Consider the following 18,797-nt stretch of genomic DNA (forward strand, 5'->3'; position numbering starts at 1 on the left):
TGTTTTTTTATACACACTTCACATGACATTAAAATATATACGTTTTTTTATTTATTAATTGTTAATTGAACTTGGTTATCAATAAACATTTGAACAATATAAGCTACTTCATCTTCTACCATTACAACTTGATATTGTTTTTCTAAGGTCATTAATGAAGCCTTCACCAAATCCATCTCTAAACGATACTTTTTAACAAAGCTTTCTAGATTTGGAAATTCGCGAATCATTGAACCTACCTTTAAGCGCTCGACTAAAAAGGCTAAATGAATAATAATTCCAGTATCTACGCCAGGCTCAACAATTAAATGCATGTCCGTTTGCAATTGATGTACAATCTTTTGTGATTGCATGACTAGTTTATGAACAGAACCTACATTACGAATAGTTCCTTCTAATGACTGAATCATTTGTTCAATAGGAATATCTTCATCAACAATTCGTTTTAGAATATTCAGTTTTTCATCGTTAAAGATATCATATGCTGAAAAATATGGAATATTTTGATAATCAAATTCAACTGTACCGACAATTGCTTTAATCTCATATTCTTCCATTAGCTCATCAATATGCTGTTTAAAGGCTTCTCTGTGTAAAAATTGTAGCTGAATAATTTTAGTTCGACTTTGATCGATGACTGGGCTAATTCGTTCATTTAAGTGCTTAGCCACTCCTTCACCTGTAAAACAAGTAACTAAGACGGCTTTTTGTTGTGGTTTTTCAGTTTTTATACTAGATTTCACCATATTTTCAAAAGTCATTTGACAGCTTTGGTAAATATCCTCTAAGGTCCGACCAACTGACGCCATTCGGATTGCTTCTAAAACAATCGTTGTACTGACCATTGAAAGTGCTTTTGTACGAATACCTAGCTCTTCTGAAAGCATATTGCCAAAGGATGTTAGGGATCCCATATCACTTAAAACCAATAAACCATTTTTGTAGTCCTCTCGATTAGTTAAAATTGTTTTTTTCACCTTTTCATACATCTTTTGAACTTCCATTGTTAAAGGCATATCAATTGCTATCCCTACTTTGGTATCTAGCAACTCTTGAACGGTTTCCAACATGCTGGTTGCAGTTGATTTTCCATGCATTAGTACCATAATCGATACAAGTTCTTCTGTTGGTGCAGCGGTTTCACTAATATCAATTGTTAGGAACATCGTAATAAATCCAATTTCATCAAAAGGCACTTCAACTTGATAGTCTTCTTCGATTATTGCTGACAAATCAATAGCTACTTGAAATTCTTTAGAATAATTTTTACGAACATTATTTAAATCAGGATGAATGATTTGGCGATTTTCTTTAATACGTTCTAATGAGCTTTGCAAATGTAATGCAAAGGCAAATCGAGCTTTTGGATTGTATTTACGTCCTAACCGCTCTTCTGCCACATCATATAATCGATCGGTTAAATTCCTTAGTTTATCAGAAATTAAGTCTTGATGAATATCACTCATTGAAAGTTTTTCAACATAATCACGGAAATACTTGGTCATATCCGTTGCGATTAATTCTTCTAAATTGATATTCTCAATATTTCCTTCTGCCATAATCTCATCAACTTTTTCTTCAATTACATTATATACACTCATATCTGCAGATAAATCATTCTCCGATTCCTCATTTTGATCACTGGAAACATAGGTAAAATGACTAACTTTATTATCAATTAAGCGCTCCATTTTTTCAGGATCTTCTTTCACTCTTAATAAACCTTTTTGAACTTGCAAAGGTAAATCTTTTTGTGAAATTTTCAAATTTTTTTCTTGATGCGTCCGGTAATGTAGAAAGGCTTTCGCACAAACTAGTTTTAAATCACGTTGTACTTGTCCAATATTGCCTTCTGCATGATACAACATAAAGGCTAATAGAACATCTCGTTCTACTACAATTTTTTGCCCTAAACGATTGGCTTCTTTTTGTAAAAAGGTTGCAACGAGTTCATAGCGTTCATCAATACTGCGCTCTTCTAAAGGTGGCAAAGTAATCATCATAGGTATTCGACGATTAAAAGTTGACAATAAAGTATCTGAACTTTCTGTTGTTGCACCAATAATTTGCACGCTAGCCTCATAGACTTGACTACTTTCACCCAAGGGACGATAGGTGCCTTTATCAATAAAGGTAAACAGCATTTCTTGTCCTTCTGGAGGCAAACGATGAATTTCGTCTAAGAATAGAATTCCACCATCAGCTTTACTCATTAACCCGACCCGATCTTCTGATGCCCCTGTATAAGAACCTTTTTTTATTCCAAAAATATGACCAAATAGCAGTTGAGGATTCTGAGCATAATCTGCACAGTTAAAGGAAATAAACGGAGCTTCTTTTGGTAGCGTTTGCGATTCAATGGCAAATTGATACATGCATTCAGCAAATAAAGACTTGCCAGTTCCTGTTTTCCCAAATATAATCGTATGCAGTCCACGTGGTGGATACAAAATAGCTGCTTTTGCTTGCTGGATAACAACTTTTAATGATTCATTACTACCAATTAAGTGTGAAAAAGATTCTTCTGTCTCTTCGATCTGTGCTTTTTTTTCAGATTTATCTAGGCGTTGGTATAGAACCGGACGACCGTTAATTTTTTTTATTTTGTTTTCTTTATATAATTCATTTAAGTAACGACTGACATTCGCTCGATCCAGATCAAGTTCGGTAGCGATTACAATTGCTGTCAACTTATCTGAACGACTTTCTAATAATGAAAGAACGTTGGCTTTTCTATTAGACACTGCAAATCCTCCAATTCTAATGATAGGTCCCTAAAAATAGACTGCTACGTTTAGCTGCAATTATTCCATTACAGCTAAACATAGCTCACACTATTTCTTGCTAGTAGAACCACTCAAAATACTCACTCTTTTTTCTTTTTACGAGCACCCTTATTTTTTTGATCCTTTTTCTTCTTCTTCTTTTTCACGATTGGTTGCACTACTTCAGTTTTTGTTTCTTTTTTAGGCGCTTCATTGTTTTTTTCTTTTTCTTTTGTTTTAGACTTTAGCTTAGCTATTTCCGGTACTTCATCCTTAACTGTTTCCGGACGTTGATCTACTAACTCTCCACCAAATAAATACAAACGAGTTAATTCTAGCTCTAATGGTGCAATAACTTTTTTAAACTCACGCATATCACGTTCGTTAACTAAAGTTAAAACAGTCCCTGCTTTTCCCATTCGAGCTGTACGCCCTGAACGATGAATATAACTTTCTTTTGTTACAGGAATATCGTACTGAATCACGTAAGGCAACCCTTGAATATCTAATCCTCGTGAAGCTACATCTGTTGTTAATAATAATTTTACCTTGCCATTACGGAATTGTTGTAAGGCATGCTGACGCTCAGTTTTGTATTTTTCACCGTGTAAAACAGCGACAGATACTCCTTCATAGCTTAGTTTTTCAGCAACTGTTACTAAGTTAGCAACATTATTAATAAAAACTAAACCTCTAAAATCTGTAATCTGAGTTAAACGTTTTAACATTTCAGTCCGTTTACGGTTTGGTGTTTCAATGTATGCATGTAGAACTTTACCAGCTGATGTATCTTCATCTGTTGCATCAATCCATTCAGGCTCAACATTAAACCATTTTGGTAAATCTTTCATTAATTCATTACTAGTAGCTGAAAAAAAGCCCATTTGTGGATTATTAGGAATTTTAGCAACTACTTTACGGACTGTTGCCAATTGTTCCTGTTGAAGTAATTGATCGGCTTCATCTAAAATAACAGTTGCAACTTGATGTAATTTCAATTTCTTCATCTCAGTAATTTCTAAAATTCGTCCAGCAGTTCCTACAATAATTTCTGGTTTTTGTTTTAATTTTTCCAATTGACGCTTGATACTTGCTCCACCAATTAAGGGCTGAACTGTCAAACCAACTTCTTTTCCCCATTCCTTCACTACAGCGGCTACTTGAACAGCTAGCTCTTGAGAAGGGGTAATAATAATCGTTTGCAAACCACCTTTTATAGTCGTTTTCGCCAAAATTGGTAGTGTGTAAGCTACTGTTTTACCTGTTCCTGTTGGAGAAATCCCCACAACATCTGTTCCATTCTTTAAAGGTTCATAGACCTTTTCTTGTATCGCAGACGGCTCTTGATAGTCTAATTTTTCCCAATAAGCCTGCAATTCAGGTAATTCTAGTTTCATTATTTAACGGCCTCATTTCTCTAATGTTCCATGACATTCTTCTTCATTATACGTCAAAAAAGGAAAAATGTATTGATTCAGAGTAAATTTTTTACACAATATAAAATTAGCAGTGCTATTTAGTTAATTTTACACACTATTTCTCCACTTATTTAAAGAATTTTTCCACACAAAAAGGCATACATTTAACTGAGCGTTAGATCTATGCTTTTGTGTTTAACTACTTAATTTAGTCTTTCTTTATTTTTTATCAGCATCAAAAACAATTCCTGCATCGTCACGTAACTCTTTCAATACTTGATTGACTTCTTGACTTAAGCTTAACCATTCTTGATAAATTGCTTGATTTTCTTGAATATCTGGTGCATTGATAACTTTGGCAAAAGCTTTTGCTTCATCTACCATTGGATTTTTTTGTGGTTTTTCAGCAATTTGTTGCTTTTGATCTTGCTTCCAATCAATCACTTCAATTGAAGAAATTGCGTTGACACCATCCATTAAAATCGTTTTATCTAAACTGTAAATTTCAGATGGTAAATAGGATTGAACCATTTTCCCTGTGATTAAGGTTACATTAAATGTTGGGTAGCTTAAAATAATCGTTCCCATTCCATCTACACCTGTAGCAATTTTTTTAGCAAAGTAATGAACGCTTTCTGGTTTACCAAACCAACCAACCGCTGCATAGACACTATAAACACCTAAATCAGCTAATGCGCCACCTGAAAAATGTGGTGAAAAAATATTCGGTTCTTTCCCTGCTAATACTTGATCGTAACGTGAAGAATATTTCATATACGTAAAGGTTGCCCCTTCAATGCTATCAAGTTTAGCAATTTCTTCTTTCACAATCCCAAAGTTTGCTTCATGGATATGACGAGCTGCCTCTAACATCAAAACTTGATTTTCTTTAGCAACTTCTACTGCTTGCGCCCACTCTTCTGGATTAGAGAACATTGGCTTTTCAATAATGACATGTTTTTTTGCTTTCATTAAGGCTATAGCCTGTTGAAAATGTAGGCTATTTGGCGAAGCAATATACACAACATCTAATTCAGGATGATTGGCAAATTTTTCTAAGTCATCTTCAAAAATAGTTGCTTGATAAGGAGCACCAAAAACTTCAGCTTGCTCTACTTTTCGTGAGTAAACCCCTTTCAATTGATACTCACCTGTTTCAATTGCTGCATCCACAAATTGATTGGTAATCCAATTTGTCCCAATAATTCCTAAGTTTAACATTTAGACATTCTCCTCTAATTCGTTTATTTAAACTGAATTTGCTCTTTTATTGTAATCTGACTTGGGCTTACATGACAAGTATAAGCAACTATTGCAACACCTTTTTGTTGAGCATTTTTTATTGCCTGCTCTAATTCAGGCTGCATAGCTTGATTGATCGTCGCATAATTTGCAGTTTCCATCTGAACGATAAAACAAACTGCACCTAAATAACCTGATTCAACAGCTTTAATTAATTCATTTACATGTTTTAGCCCACGAATTGTTGGTGCATCTGGAAACGAAACAATCCCATGATTCTCTAAAGTAATACCTTTTACCTCAACAAATACTTTTTCAGCTTGATCTGTTTCAAAATAAATATCAAATTTAGAGTGTAAATAAGTAACCTCACGCTTTAACTGAACTATTTTTCCTTTTACTTCTGGCAACTTGATTTTGCCATTACGTAATCCTTCAACTGCTACTTCATTAGGTACTTGGCTATCAATATTAATTAATAGGTCGCCTTTTTTGACAGCAATTAAATCATAGTCTGTTTTTCTAGTTGCAGAAGGAACATGATTTAAATAAACCGTTACTCCTGGTAAAAGTAATTCTTTGCAACGCCCTGTATTTTTTACATGTACCGTTTCTTGCTGTCCTTCAACTTCACATAGTGCAATAAAACGATTAGGACGTTCAAGAAAAGTAGCTGGGATAATATTTTGATAATCCGCCAATCTTTATCACTCATTTCTTTTACTTCTTTCCTCTATCATACCAAAAAATACTTAAAAAGGTGAACTCATTTTTAGCTGAGTTCACCTTTTTATATAATGCTTATCCTAAATTATCTAGAATATCCATTTCTTCATCTGACAGTTCAAAATCAAAAATAGCAGCATTTTCAATTAACCGCTCTTTATGAGTTGTTTTCGGAATCGGAATTAAATCTTTTTCAATACTCCAACGCAAAGCAATCTGAGCTACCGTTTTATTATGTTTTTCAGCAATTTTAGTAATCTTATTTTCACTACTTAATTTTCCTTTTTTTAAAGGTGAATATGCCATTGTCACAATATTTTTACTTGCACAAAAATCTGTTAATTCTTCCAAACGATGTCCGGGATAAATTTCGATTTGATTAACTACCGGTTTGATTTTTGCAGCTTTTAATAACGGCAATAAGTCACCACGGGTAAAGTTAGCTACACCAATAGCTTTAACTCGACCTGATGCGTAAATCTCTTCTAAGGCTTGCCAAGTTTCACGATTAATCTCATCACTGGCATCTGGCCAATGAATCAGTGCCATATCAACATACTCTAAATTCAGTTTTTGAAAACTATCTTCAAAAGCTTGAGTTGCTTTAGCTAGACCAGCATCTGTTTTCCAAATTTTAGTAACTACAAAAATGTCTTCACGAGAAATCCCAGCATTAATTGCACGATTGATCCCACGTCCTACACCAACTTCATTCTTATACATTGAGGCCGTATCAATTAAACGATAACCATTCATCAATGCTGTAAAAACTGTTTCTTCAACTTGATTGTCGTCCATCCCATAGGTTCCTAATCCAATTCCTGGAATTGTCAATCCATTATTCAAAGGCATTCTATCCAATAAACTTACTACCATTCGTATCACGCTCCTTCAATATGTTACCTTTAGTGTAACGAATCTAGAGATACAATTCAAAGAAAAGCCCTTCGTACAATTGAAGAATCCTATGTTTTACTTTTTCTTAAGATATCTGTTCTCCTTGATTTTATTCTAGAAATTAATCCACTCTATCTTATGATTTTTTCACCCTATTCTACTAGATATTCATGTAAAAATTTAGCAAAAAAAAACCACAAGTTTTTCACTTATGGTTGATATTCTAGAAGACTTATTTTAATTTTGCACTGGCTTTTTCAGGAATAGTTGATTTTTGTACTTCTTCCCACGATAATACGCCCTTTTTCTTATTATAAGATAGTTTTAAATACGCTTCTTTCCTAAGTGGACGTCCTGAAAATCCATTAAATGTAACCTTTTTTTCAACGCCATCTTTATTAATCGCTACTAAATTATATTCATACATAGTCACTTTATTTCCTTGGTCATCCTTAGTTGTTTTTGGATCACCATCTGTTGTAATCTGAGTATAATAATCTTGTCCAGTATAGTTTGTGTAATAATAAAAACCCACAATAGCTAGTAAAACTACTGCTAAAATACCGACTATTTTTTTCATCCCGCATTCCTCATTTCTTAGTATCATTATACTAACAACGAGAACCTTTTTCCTGTGATTTTGCTTACGTTTGGTACAAGTAATCTTACAAAAAAGTTAGTTGAGGGAAACAACAATAATTTCTGGACGATTGTTTATTCTAAATGGGAAAGTTGAATTACCAATTCCACGGCTAACAATCATTCGTTTACTAGCCATTTCAGCTTGATAATAGACACCACTTGTATATTCTGGAAAACGACCTTGATTTGGTGCATATAACCCACCAATAAATGGTAGTCGGATTTGACCACCATGAGCATGACCTGTAAAAACAATGTCAGGGGCTTTTGTAGCATCAACATAATACTGATTAAAAAACTCGGGTCGATGGGCAATCAATAATTTCGGCTGATCTTGCATGCCTTCATTTAATTGAATCCCATTTAAAATTGGAGCAGATAAAGCCTTAAAATCTTCTTTTTCTGAGAGTCCCATAACTACTAATCCAGCACTACCAAGCTGTAACCATTCCGCTTCATCAATTAAAACACGAACACCGGCTGCAGTTAAAATACTTTCCCATTCTTGTAAGTGCCCACTTTTTAAATCATGATTTCCTGTTACTGCAAATGTTGGTGCAATTGCAACTAATTCTTTTGCAACTAAAGCTAATTCTAACTTTGGCATTTCACCACGAACATCGACTAAATCCCCTGATAAGACAATTAAATCTGGTTCCTCTTGTTTTACTTTATCAATCAGTTTTTCTAATGGGACATTCTGTCGTGGAATATGCAAATCTGATAAGTGAACAATTTTTTTATTTTTTAAACCATTTGCTAAAAATGGGATAGTTACTTGAATTCGCGTTAGTTCTAACCAATGATTTTGAGTATATAAATAGATTGCTCCTACAATTAGTAGTACAGCAATAATTGCAACATAATACATCCAAGACATGTAACCCCTCCTTATCGTTATACTTTAAATTTTTCCATTAAATTCTTTAAATTCAGCTTTTGTTCCTTTATAAACAACTAAATCTAAACTCTCTTGTTTTACGGATTTTTGCGCTAAGCTGCCTTCTTCCGTGTATTCCCAAAAAGTCCATTTAAGCTCACTTTTCAGACTAGGCTTTTGCTGCGTATTAACTAACCAAAGATCACACTCTGGAAATGTATCTTGAATATAGCGTTGATACAGGTCTTGATTTACACACAAAATTAAGCGCTGATTTGTCGCTGCACTTACTGTTGCGATAAAGGCATTTAATTCTTTTTGAACTGCTGTTTTTTCAGGTGGATTTTCTTTTTTGCCATCGTATAATTCCAACATAATAACCGGAGGCAAATCATCGTTCTCTGGTTGATATACTTGTAAAAAATGTTCTGCTTGAGTAGCTCCCGGACTGTCAAAGCTAAAATAATGACTCGCTCCTCTGCGAATATCTGTCCCTTTAATTCGGTCCCAATTCAATCGGTATCCATCGTCTACATAGCTACTTCCCTCAGTTGCTTTAATGTACGCAAAGCTTAAACCACCATCAGAAATCCCTTGCCAGTCTAAGTACCCTTCTTCAGCTGACACTTGAATTCCTTTAACTGAAAAATCTTTTATATCGTCTTTTTGAAAAAATGAAAAGCCCCATACTTGGCTAATAATTACATACAGTAAGACTAAAAAAATAAGAACTACACCACTAATTGCAATGACTTTAGTTGAATTTTTTTTAGGATCTTTCTCTAAATAATAAATGATTCTAACCTCCCTAACCTTACAGAAAGCACCTTGTAGCTTAACATAACACAATGCAATCCTTGGTTAATCAAACAAATTATAGTTCATTTGTTTTTATCTTGATTGATTATTTTTGAAATCATATTCAATACTTAGATTACATTATACCATTTTTTAGAAAAGGAATTCATTTATTTAAAAGAAAAAACTAAATTTAACGATATAGTAAATATATGGAATTAGTTTAACATAAAATCTTATCCATTATAAATAAATTCAAAAAAAATAACCATTTAGCCAAAAATGACTAAATGGTTTCTTTTTATTTAATTTTGTTCGCTTGCTTCAAAGATGAATTTAGCACAAGCGATGTCTTCAACAGCTAATCCAACTGCATTAAAAATTGTAACAGATTTAGAACTTGATTTGCCACTTTTTTCTTTCGTAAGCAATTCTCCTAAGCTGGCTTTAATATGAGTGTCTGAAATTATTTTTTCATTCAGCGGGATTAAATAATCACCACTTTCTTTTTTGATAGCATCATAATCATCTACAAATAATTCAGCTTGAGCCATTAATTCTGAAGTAATTTCTCTTGTTGTAGGTGTGAACGTACCAATTGCATTGATATGAGCACCTTGCTTAATCCACTCAGGTTTCAAATAAGCTTCCTTACTAGGTGTTAAGGTACAAATAATATCTGCCTCTGCTACTGCTGATTCCACACTTTTACAAATAATCACATTACAACCATATTGTGCTTCCATCTCTGTTTTAAAGTTTTCAGCACTCTTAGCAAAAATGTCATATACATAAACTTGTTCAATTGAGCGAACAGCCAATATAGCAGCTAAATGAGAGCGAGCTTGAACACCTGCTCCAATCAAAGCTAATGTTTTCGCATCTTCATTTGCTAGTAATTCAGTTGCAACACCACTAACAGCAGCCGTTCTAATTTGGGTAATACTTGATGCATCAATTAGCGCCACAGGATTTCCATGTTGTGATTGAAATAACATCACATAACCTAAATGAGAAGAATATTTAGTGCCTTGATTTTTAGCAAATGATGTAATTAATTTTGCCCCAAAATAACTATCTTCACCTAAATAGGCCGGCATAAAAGCAAAAATATTTTGCTCTTTATCTGGTAATTTATCTATTCTACGAATGGGTTGAATATATTCTTTTTGTTGAAATTTTAGAAAGGTTTCTTTCATAACGTCAATACTTTTTTTCATCGTTAATAATTGGTGTACTTCTTGTGCTTCAATAACTTTCATCCGATTCAACCTCTATTCTATTTAAATTTATGATCTAATGTAGCAGTTGCATAAAGTACTGCTTTGCCGCCAATTTCAACACGATCGCCTTCTAATTTACACAATAATGTGCCGCCTCTTGGTGAAACTTGTCTGGCAATCATTTCTGTTTTCCCTAATTTTTCAGCCCAATACGGAATAAAATTTGAATGAGCTGATCCACAAACAGGATCTTCATTAATTGTTAGTTTTGGGAAAAAGGTTCTTGAAACAAAATCAAACTCTTTCGCTGGTGCAGTAACCAACACTCCTTTTCCTACTGGTAATTCTTTCATTTTGTCAAAATCAGGCGTCATCATTCGGACATCCTTTTCATCTTCAAAAATTAACACAATGTCACGATCTAAATATGCTTCGATAGGACGTTTACCGCCAACGGCAGCAATCATTGCATCCGTAATTTCAATTGGTTTTGGTAACAAGCTTGGGAAATTCATTTTATAAATATCCTCTTCACGGGTGACACTTAATTCACCACTCATGGTTTGAAAACGCAAAATCGTCGCTTCTTTTTCAATTTCTTGATATAAGGCAAATGCTGTAGCTAATGTAGCATGACCACATAAATTAATCTCGCCACCTGGAGTGAACCATCTAAGATCATAATCTTTGCCATTATGCACAGTAAAAGCTGTTTCTGAAAGGTTATTTTCAATCGCAATCTTTTGCATCACATCATCTGATAACCAACTATCTAAAATAAAAACAGCTGCTGGATTTCCTTCAAATACTTCTTCTGCAAATGCATCAACAATATAATAATTCATAAAAATCGCTCCTCTTCTGGTTTTATTTGTATGTTTAGTTTACCTTGTAATTAACATACAATCAATGATAGAATTGTATGTATTACAATAAAAAGGAGTCTGTGTTATGCCAATTAATTCTTATGACTATTATCCATTATCTTGGTATCCAGATAGTACTAGAATCAAACGTCCAAAATACGAAGCCATTATTACTCTTTTGGAAGAAGACATTGTCAGCGGTGTACTGAAAGCTAATACAAAATTGCCTTCACAGCGAGAGCTGGCTGATTATTTAGACATTAATTTTACGACTGTCACCCGAGCGTATAAGCTTGGTGTTGAAAAAGGATTATTATACACCAATATCGGTAGCGGGACTTTTGTCTCTTCAAATGCTTTCAAATCTATCACTATTTCTACAGATAATAGTCCGGCAGCTAGTATTGATCTAGGCTTAGTCAGTTCCTTTGAACAATGCAATGCGTTGCTAGTTCCGGCTATTCAAAAAGTAGCTGGACAGCAAACTATCACTCAGTTTCTTAATTACCAAGCCCCCACTGGCACTGCTTTTCAAAAGGAAATTGCGATTCGTTGGCTGTCAACCTTAGGCGTTCAAACAATTCCTGAACGACTATCGATTGTTTCTGGTGTTCAAAACGGATTAGCCATTGTATTATCTGCCTTATTTTCTTATGGCGATCGAATTGTTGTTGATTTTTATACGTATTCAAACTTTATTGAATTGGCGAAACTTTTCCATCTAACCTTAATTCCAATTTCTGCGGATTTAGAAGGCATGTCGGCGATTGAATTAGAAAAAATTTGTCAGCTTCAAGAAGTAAAAGGTATCTTCTTAATGCCTTCATGTAATAATCCAACTGGCTCAATTCTATCAGCTTCTCGAAAAAAAGAATTAATCAGCATAATTAAAGCCTATCAACTGATTGTCATTGAAGATGATATTCATGCCTTCTTAACCGCACCTTTTTTAGCTGACTATAGTCCACCCATCTACCAAAGCTTACCCGAGCAAACTGTTTATCTATATGGTATGACAAAATTTATCTGTTCAGGCTTAAGAGTTGCTTATCTTGTTTTCCCAGAAAGATTCAAAAATACTTTGAACCGTTCGATGTTTAACATCAATGTAAAAACCTCTTCTCTGGATAGCGAAATCATTACCGAGGTTCTTCATTCAGGATTAGCTCAACAGCTACTGGAAACAAAAAAAGCCCTTAGCCAAGAAGCCAATGCTTTATTTAATACTATTTTTGATTGTCAGGAGGTAACTGGACACCATCCTTGGCCTTATTTTCGCTGTCTGCCTATTCCAAAGCACTATTCACGAGAGTATATTGAAACATACTTTAATCAACTTGGCGTGAATGTCTATCATTCTGATCGCTTTGTAGTCAAATCGGATTATGAAAAGGCCTTTATTCGCGTGGCTCTGTCTTCTTCAAGTTCATTAGAAGTCTTGGAAACCGGATTGTTGAAGATTAAGGAAGGATTAGTAGGATTAGAGTAGAACCTAAATTCATTATAAAAACCACTAAAAATCGTCAGAAATAAGTGCATTTCTGAGGTTTTTAGTGGTTTTTTTGATTTTTAATCTATTGCTCAACTGGCAACTACAGTATTTTTTGCTAAATAGGTTCGACTGTCTGTTATTGTTACTAGATAAACGAGCCTGCTTTTGAATAGCCGCTCTTTTCATAAGCTTGACTACTTCATCTTCTTAAGTTGAGATAACACAGCACCATATTACTTTTAGTTCAACTGATTCCCTGGATTAGTAGTTAGCAAAGCTAAAACAAGTTGGCAATACTCTTCTGATACTTGATTAGTTTTTATTGCTTTATCCTTTAAATGAATAATTTCTTTAGGTATCAATGATTCTATTTCAAAGTTTTTATGATTTTCATCTATTTTTAATTTTAGAATCATACCATGCTTGTCTAAAATTTTAATCATTGATTTAGTCACTGCATTTTTTAATTTTCGATCATACGCCATTAGATCTCGCAGATTATTCATACTCTCTATCATACTAAGCTCTAGTTGTAAAACACTTAAATGAGCAGTTTGATTTCTAATTTTACCATGAACTGCCTTTATTCCAATTACATTTTCTAAATAAGCATGCAATCTATCAAGAAAAGGCTTAACCTCTGGTTCATTTCCCTTATAAGGATTTTCTTCATTATCAATTACTTTAATATTTTTAATTTTTATAGGCTTAACCTCTGCATTTAGACGTAAAACCCCGCTTAGATTTTTATAGTCAGATATATGATAAGTTTCTCCTCCTAATTCACTAAAACTTCTTGAAAAATAAACTAGATCTCGTTCAAATAAAGCACTAAACCCAACCATTCTACCTAATAAATCGGTAATTAAATAATGTAATTGAGATAAATAGGTTAGCGTTACCTTATTTGCTTTCCAATTAAACCTGTCAATCTTCTTACAGTAATCCCGATACTCTTCTCTTTTTTCTGCTCCTAGTGTCTGCTGCCCTTCTGCCCATTCTGTATGCAAATTTTTACGTTTTTCAACTAATTCACCAATCTCCTCTCGCTTGTGCATCCATTCCTGAATATCAGTAGCCGCCACTCTGAACTGTGGATTATCCTTTAAAAGTGCCTCGATTAATGATTTTGTATGATATTTTTCTAATTTTAAGATGGGTCTAAAGGAAACTCTCGTGCGATCATCCGTTTGCACGTAAGGAGCCGTTTCATAAAGTGATTTATCCTCAAAATAAGCACTTACATCGACATTTTGTGAGTCATTTTTTTCATCGTAATCATTACTTAGAATAGTTAATTCTACAATTGGCAGTAAATTTTGAATTAATTCTGCATGTTGAGTATGATTAAACTTGATTCGAGATTGTTTGAATTTTATCATCTCATTACGTAGCTCATTTAAATGACGGCTGTCTAATAATTTACAAAATAGCCAGTAAGAAATCGCTGAATTTGTGGCAACTAATTGATGTTCGACTTGAATGCTAGCTTTTAACGTTTTTTCTCGTTCGTTAATTTTTTTAGATAAAGAAATCTCAGTTTCTTTTATCACTTTTTCTTCACTAGATAGCAATAATTCTTTTCCAGCAAATGTAGTTAAAAAAACATCGAATCCTTTAACGAATATCTGCATCAATAATTTTTCAAAATTCATCGTTATATTTTTTTCAAAACCTTTATCATTTTTTTCAGCTTTTCTAACTTTTTCTTCACGCATTTCACTTTGCAAATAACTCATATATTGATCTGGTGTTTCCTTAAATTCCATCTCTCGCACTTGTTCAAAAGCATATTTTCTTAAAAATTTTTTGTTCTTTTTCATTTTTTTTCGTGCTTCATCCTTATTAATTCTAAGAATCGCCTTCACCGTTTCTCTAAATGCTGGCGAATTTCCTTGAGAAAAATTCGGTAAGAAAACATATTGATAGATTAACTTAAGTAAATAATATTGCGCTTGAAACGATTCTTCTTTTAGTTCATATCGGTTATAGTAACTCAATCCTAGATAATTCGCTGTCCCTTCTGTTGCAGTTTGATAGGAATGACCTTTTTTAACTAACTTTTTATAGCTTGGAGCAAATGCTACAACTTGACTCCCTAAAGAAAACTTCATTTCTTTTTTTGCAAACAGTTTTTCCAACGACTTTAATGGATAATACTCCAACGCTCCACTGCTTTTAATTCGCTCAATAAAAAATTGTTCTAGTTGATTCTTTTCAGCTTCAAATAAAAACTTATAATCGGTTTCTATATATGACTGACTTTTTCCAGTACTATTCTCACTTGCATCAAATTCAAAGTTTGACTTGTCTAACTGCGGTAAGTTAAATTTTTGATTCTTGTCAAATGAATGAAATATTTCATTTCGAATTTGTTGTACTGACCCACGAAGTGCCCAAATATTCTGCATTTGTTTCGCTTCCGTTTGCTCTCCAAAAGGTATTAATTCTGATTCTCTATCTTTCATCCCCTTAAGTTCAAAAGGAAAATATGGAAAAAAATGATGATAATTAACAAATGAACTTGTCGCTATTGCTTCTTTAAATTCTCTTTTACCTAGAATGTCGCCACTTCTCATTGGCTCTATAATATTTTTCAAACTACTTGTGGCAAATACACAAGCATCCATAAATTTTGTTTGAAAGCCTTCATAAATGCCTATTTCTTGCAGTTTTTTAGAATCAAGAACTTGATTTTCTAATCCAAATTGCTTATATTTTCCTATCTGCATTAAATAGCTAATTAAGGCATTTTTCAGCTGATAATTAACGGTTGTTGCGATTGTTTCAGAATTTAAATAGTAAGGCTCATCTTCTGTACAGCGCTCTTTTTTTATTGGGAAATAATGTTCAAAATATTTTCCAATTTCTATATTAAATTGATTTAATTCCTCATTCTCTTTGATTTTTTCAATTAAACCTATGTGTGTTTTGTACGGATAGTCTTTCCAAATAGTTTTAATTTTAAAGTTTTTTTGTTTCTTGTAGGCCTCTTTCTCTTTCTCTGGATTTTTACCTTTTTTCATACTTTTTTCTAAGTCGTTTAGTTCATCTTGAACTCGTTTACACATTTTTTTGAAATTGTAGATTTCTGCTAATTTAGATAGTTTTTCATCAAGAATTGAAAAATCACCTCGTTCTTGTACCTCGATAGCCCATTGATGCAAGACTCTTTTCCGTTTAGAAAAAGTTTCTGGATTTATTGAGAATCCTTTATTTTGTTCAATACTATTGGCTAGTAAAATGATCTTTCGTTCAATAAATTTATTTTTATATTCACGATAAGGCATCATTTCCTGACAAAAATCAGCCCACGATTCATCTGTAAAATGCTCTCCTGGTACTTTTTGAAGTGCATTATAAAATAACGAAATTAAATCCAAATTTTTTATTTCTACTATATCGTCATTTTTAAATTTCCTTTTAATGAATAAGGCTAAATCTTTTTTAGGTAAATCTTTTAAATCAGTTAAAGACATCTTTGGTTTCCTTATATTTTTATTAGTGTCCACTCCCACTAACTTCTCAAATATCTGACTAATATAATCTCCGTTTTTTTTTATAGTTGCATTTTTATTTTCTTTTTGAGAATTGATAGTTTTGCTATGAAAACTTTTATTGAATGAAGCTTTTTTCAATCGCAAAATTTCTGCAGTACTTTTACGGCTTTCCTCATTTAATTTCAAAGTTCCATATTTCTCTTCTTTTTGCATTGTTACTTGATATAATTTATTATCCAATTTTATTTTCACTTTTGTTATACGCATCTTAACAATACCCTCCATTCTAATACTATATATCTATCTTATCATATTTTCATATAAATAAATTAAATACAACGAAAAAGAAGTAGGAATAAATATTCCTACTTCTTTTTCTTAACTATATGTAACTCTTTTATTTTTTTATTTTTCTTACATTTAGAGGTAGTCTTTAATTCTTTTTAGAAAGTAGTGGGAAAATGGAAAGTTATAGTCCTCTTACATTTAGAGGTAGTCTTTAATTAAAAGATTACAATGAAGGTTATCCACTTCGTTATAGTCCTCTTACATTTAGAGGTAGTCTTTAATTTAACTCATGGGATATGAATTATCATTTAGGTTATAGTCCTCTTACATTTAGAGGTAGTCTTTAATGTATTAGGAACAATAAACGACTCTTTTTTAGTTATAGTCCTCTTACATTTAGAGGTAGTCTTTAATTCAAATTAATCGTTCTCTTTATATCTGGGAGTTATAGTCCTCTTACATTTAGAGGTAGTCTTTAATTGATTATATCGAAAATCAAATAAATGCGCTGTTATAGTCCTCTTACATTTAGAGGTTGGAATGGCAACAGTTTTTTTGACAAATTTTATAAGGTGCAGAACTTCTTTCCGTATGCTATTCCGATTGTCCTTGACAATGAGCCTCCTCGGATGTGACGATCTTCGGCAGGAGCTAACAGTTAAAGTTAGACTGCCTCGCTAGCGTTAGCACATCCGAGCTCATTATCAAGGATTCGCTGCGCCAATCTCTGGTTACGGTAACCAACCGGTGTCTCGTAGCCAAGTGTACCGTGCAACCGAAGGTGGTTCCACCAATTGACATAGTCAAATAACTCCAAATCCAATTGTTGTAAGGTTTCAAATGTGTATTGATAGACAAATTCTACTTTCAACGACTTATAAGTTGATTCAGCTACGGCATTATCAAAAGGACAGCCTTTATGACTTAATGATCGATTGATATCAAAAGTTGTTAATAATTCATCAATAGCTTGGTTATCAAACTCTTTTCCACGATCAGTATGAAAAATCTCAACCTCTGTCAGAGGTTGTTTGATACGGCTAAATGCTTTTTTTACTAGAACGGCATCTTTATGTTCTCCACAAGAATAGCCGAGAATTTCTCGATTGAACAGATCCAAAATGAAACAGACATAATTCCATTTTTTCCCGACTCGTACATAAGTCAAGTCTGTTACGATCGCTTCTAATGGGTTGTCTCTTAAGAATTTACGATTCAATACGTTTGTCGTTTTGGCTTCATTGCAAGTAGAATGATGTACTTTAAAATAAGCAACAGTATAGCTCGATTTTAATCCTCTATTTTTCATGATTCTACTAATTTTTCGTCGGCTGATCTGAATGCCTCGTTTTGATAAGGCTTTTTTTATTTTTCTTGAGCCGTAGGCCTTTCGGCTGCGGATAAATTCTTCAGCGACTACTTCTTCAAGTTCTGATTCATCTTTCTTTGGTTTTGATTGATAATAATAGGACTGACGTGATAGACCTAATATTCTGCACATCGCTGATATAGGGTAAAGATGCTTATTCGCATCGATTACTTGTCTCTTCGTCCGAATATCAGCGCTGCTTGCTTTAAAATATCATTTTCCATTTCTAATTGCTGGTTTCTTTTACGTAGTTCTAACAATTCTTTTTGTTCAGGCGTAAGATTATCTTTTTCTTTGAATGAACCACTCGTTTTAGATTGCTTTACCCATTTGTCAAATGCTGAAGCCGTTAGTTCATATTCTCGAATGATTTCTACACGTGGCTTTCCAGCTAAGTAAAGATTGACGATTTGTTGCTTGAATTCTTGTGAAAAAGTTCTTCGTGTTCTCTTAGACATAAAAATTCCTCCTGGTATGTTTTCTTCTAGTCTACACACCTTAATTTTTCTGTCTAGTTAATTGTAGCCTATCCAGGTAGTCTTTAATCGGAGTTGAGTTTACTCTGACCAATAAACGGTTATAGTCCTCTTACATTTAGAGGTAGTCTTTAATTCTCCTTTTTCATGAATGGCCGTTAACCCTGTTATAGTCCTCTTACATTTAGAGGTAGTCTTTAATTGCGACAATCAGT

Annotated in this window: 13 protein-coding genes and 2 CRISPR repeat arrays (1 of these 15 running past the window's edge); of the genes, 1 reads left to right on the forward strand and 12 read right to left on the reverse strand. The window is 33.3% G+C overall.

What is annotated here, in order from left to right:
* Positions 1-47: 47 nt before the first annotated feature.
* From BR43_RS05655 to BR43_RS05700, 10 genes are all read right to left on the reverse strand, one after another.
* A complete protein-coding gene (locus tag BR43_RS05655; protein ID WP_034560154.1) occupies positions 48-2,744 on the reverse strand; it encodes a sigma-54-dependent transcriptional regulator in 2,697 nt (898 codons plus the stop codon).
* A 122-nt stretch (positions 2,745-2,866) separates the two neighbouring features.
* On the reverse strand, positions 2,867-4,162 hold the full coding sequence (locus BR43_RS05660) for a DEAD/DEAH box helicase (RefSeq protein ID WP_034560155.1): 1,296 nt from the start codon (positions 4,160-4,162) through the stop codon (positions 2,867-2,869).
* Between the two features lie 240 nt (positions 4,163-4,402).
* Complete coding sequence (locus BR43_RS05665; protein ID WP_034560156.1) at positions 4,403-5,404, reverse strand: Gfo/Idh/MocA family protein; 1,002 nt, start codon at positions 5,402-5,404, stop codon at positions 4,403-4,405.
* Between the two features lie 23 nt (positions 5,405-5,427).
* The gene (sfsA, locus tag BR43_RS05670) at positions 5,428-6,126 is read right to left on the reverse strand and encodes a DNA/RNA nuclease SfsA (RefSeq protein ID WP_034560157.1); all 699 of its coding nucleotides are present in this window, start codon (positions 6,124-6,126) and stop codon (positions 5,428-5,430) included.
* A 100-nt stretch (positions 6,127-6,226) separates the two neighbouring features.
* Positions 6,227-7,027 (reverse strand): aldo/keto reductase, encoded by an 801-nt coding sequence (locus BR43_RS05675; protein WP_051933829.1) that lies wholly within the window; start codon positions 7,025-7,027, stop codon positions 6,227-6,229.
* Between the two features lie 253 nt (positions 7,028-7,280).
* Entirely contained in the window at positions 7,281-7,628 is a 348-nt protein-coding gene (locus BR43_RS05680; protein ID WP_034560158.1) for a YxeA family protein, read from the reverse strand.
* Positions 7,629-7,724: 96 nt separating this feature from the next.
* Positions 7,725-8,570, reverse strand: coding sequence for a metallophosphoesterase (locus BR43_RS05685; protein WP_034560159.1), 846 nt, complete (start codon positions 8,568-8,570; stop codon positions 7,725-7,727).
* A 24-nt stretch (positions 8,571-8,594) separates the two neighbouring features.
* The gene (locus BR43_RS05690) at positions 8,595-9,419 is read right to left on the reverse strand and encodes a glycoside hydrolase family 25 protein (protein WP_051933830.1); all 825 of its coding nucleotides are present in this window, start codon (positions 9,417-9,419) and stop codon (positions 8,595-8,597) included.
* 254 nt (positions 9,420-9,673) lie between these two features.
* Positions 9,674-10,630, reverse strand: coding sequence for an ornithine cyclodeaminase family protein (locus tag BR43_RS05695; protein ID WP_034560160.1), 957 nt, complete (start codon positions 10,628-10,630; stop codon positions 9,674-9,676).
* Positions 10,631-10,647: 17 nt separating this feature from the next.
* Positions 10,648-11,442, reverse strand: a complete 795-nt coding sequence (locus BR43_RS05700) for a PhzF family phenazine biosynthesis protein (protein WP_211252941.1) — start codon at positions 11,440-11,442, stop codon at positions 10,648-10,650.
* A gap of 100 nt (positions 11,443-11,542) precedes the next feature.
* Here BR43_RS05700 and BR43_RS05705 point away from each other — a divergent pair, with 100 nt between their 5' ends.
* Positions 11,543-12,946 carry an aminotransferase-like domain-containing protein gene (locus BR43_RS05705; RefSeq protein ID WP_034560162.1) on the forward strand — a complete coding sequence of 468 codons (1,404 nt, stop codon included), beginning with the start codon at positions 11,543-11,545 and terminating at the stop codon, positions 12,944-12,946.
* 242 nt (positions 12,947-13,188) lie between these two features.
* Here BR43_RS05705 and cas13a read toward each other — a convergent pair whose 3' ends face one another.
* A complete protein-coding gene (gene cas13a / locus BR43_RS05710) occupies positions 13,189-16,716 on the reverse strand; it encodes a type VI-A CRISPR-associated RNA-guided ribonuclease Cas13a (protein ID WP_034560163.1) in 3,528 nt (1,175 codons plus the stop codon).
* Positions 16,717-16,851: 135 nt separating this feature from the next.
* Positions 16,852-17,217: direct repeats of the CRISPR family, unit length 36 nt; unit sequence GTTATAGTCCTCTTACATTTAGAGGTAGTCTTTAAT.
* 184 nt (positions 17,218-17,401) lie between these two features.
* Positions 17,402-18,564 (reverse strand): IS3 family transposase gene (locus BR43_RS05715; protein WP_086956687.1). Its coding sequence is split into 2 segments (ribosomal slippage): positions 17,402-18,288 and positions 18,288-18,564, totalling 1,164 coding nucleotides; the frame shifts between segments, so codons are not numbered across the junction.
* 118 nt (positions 18,565-18,682) lie between these two features.
* Positions 18,683-18,797: direct repeats of the CRISPR family, unit length 36 nt; unit sequence GTTATAGTCCTCTTACATTTAGAGGTAGTCTTTAAT; it runs 449 nt beyond the window's last position.

The organism is Carnobacterium gallinarum DSM 4847 (assembly GCF_000744375.1).
Lineage (GTDB): Bacteria > Bacillota > Bacilli > Lactobacillales > Carnobacteriaceae > Carnobacterium > Carnobacterium gallinarum.